A 1,544-nucleotide genomic window follows, 5' to 3' on the forward strand; every position below is an offset into this window, starting at 1 on the left:
AGCCCGAGCGCGACGGCCTGTTCTGCGAGCGCATCTTCGGTCCCGTAAAGGACTGGGAGTGCCACTGCGGCAAGTTCAAGCGCATCCGCTACCGCGGGCACGTCTGCGACAAGTGCGGCGTGGAGGTGACGCTCAGCAAGGTGCGACGCGAGCGCATGGGCCACATCGAGCTGGCCGTGCCGGTCGCCCACATCTGGATGTTCAAGACGCTTCCCAGCCAGATGGGCTACCTGCTGGGGATGACGCTGCGCGACCTGGAAAAGGTGATCTACTACGCCGCCTACGCGGTGACCACCCCGGGTGCCCAGGACGTCAAGCACAGCCAGGTGCTCGACGAGGACGAGTACATTGCCCTGCGCGAGAAGGCCCGCGAGGAAGGCGACGCCGACTTCGCCGCCGACATCGGCGCGCCGGCCATCCGCAACCTGCTGGGCCAGATCGACGTGGACTCGCTGGCCGAGAGCCTGCGCGCGCAGGTGGCCAACGAGACCAGCCAGCACCGCAAGAAGATGGTGCTGAAGCGGCTCAAGGTGATCGACGCCATCCGCGGCTCGGGGGCCACGCCCTCGGAGCGCAACAAGCCGCAGTGGATGATCCTGGACGTGATCCCCGTGATCCCGCCCGACCTTCGGCCGCTGGTGCCGCTGGACGGCGGCCGCTTCGCCACGTCGGACCTGAACGACCTGTACCGCCGTGTCATCAACCGCAACAACCGGTTGAAGAAGCTGATGGAGATGCGCGCTCCGGAGGTGATCCTCCGGAACGAGAAGCGCATGCTGCAGGAGGCGGTGGACGCGCTGTTCGACAACGGACGCCGGTCGAAGGCCATCCGCGGCCGTGGCAAGCGCCCGCTGAAGTCGCTGTCCGACATGCTGAAGGGCAAGCAGGGCCGCTTCCGGCAGAACCTGCTGGGCAAGCGCGTGGACTACTCGGGCCGTTCGGTGATCGTGGTGGGCCCGGAGCTGAAGCTGCACCAGTGCGGCCTGCCCAAGGCCATGGCGGTGGAGCTCTTCAAGCCGTTCATCATCCACGAGCTCGAGAAGCGGGGCGAGGCCGAGACGGTGAAGCGCGCCAAGAAGATCGTGGAGCGCGACGATCCGCGGGTGTACGAGGTGCTCGAGGACATCATCCGCGACCACCCCGTGCTGCTGAACCGCGCGCCCACGCTGCACCGCCTGGGGATCCAGGCGTTCGAGCCGGTGCTGGTGGAGGGCAAGGCCATCCGCATCCACCCGCTGGTGTGCGCGGCCTTCAACGCCGACTTCGACGGCGACCAGATGGCGGTGCACGTGCCGCTGTCGTTCGAGGCGCAGCTGGAGGCGCGGGTGCTGATGCTTTCCAGCAACAACATCCTCCTGCCGTCCAACGGCCGGCCCATCGCGGCGCCCTCGCAGGACATCGTCATCGGGTGCTACTGGCTGACCAAGGACCGCGAGGACGCCCCGGCGCGCTTCGCGGAGGACGCGGAGGAGCGCAAGAAGCCGCAGGACCAGCGCGACCCGTCCAAGCTGGTGCGGCGCTTCGGCTCGGTGGCCGAGGTGGAG

1 pseudogene is annotated in these 1,544 nt (G+C 67.9%); it reads left to right on the top strand.

Annotated features, from left to right (window positions below):
• Nucleotides 1–1,544, top strand: a pseudogene (locus VIB55_RS11835) (DNA-directed RNA polymerase subunit beta'); the annotation flags it as partial.

The organism is Longimicrobium sp. (assembly GCF_036554565.1).
Taxonomy (GTDB): Bacteria; Gemmatimonadota; Gemmatimonadetes; order Longimicrobiales; family Longimicrobiaceae; genus Longimicrobium.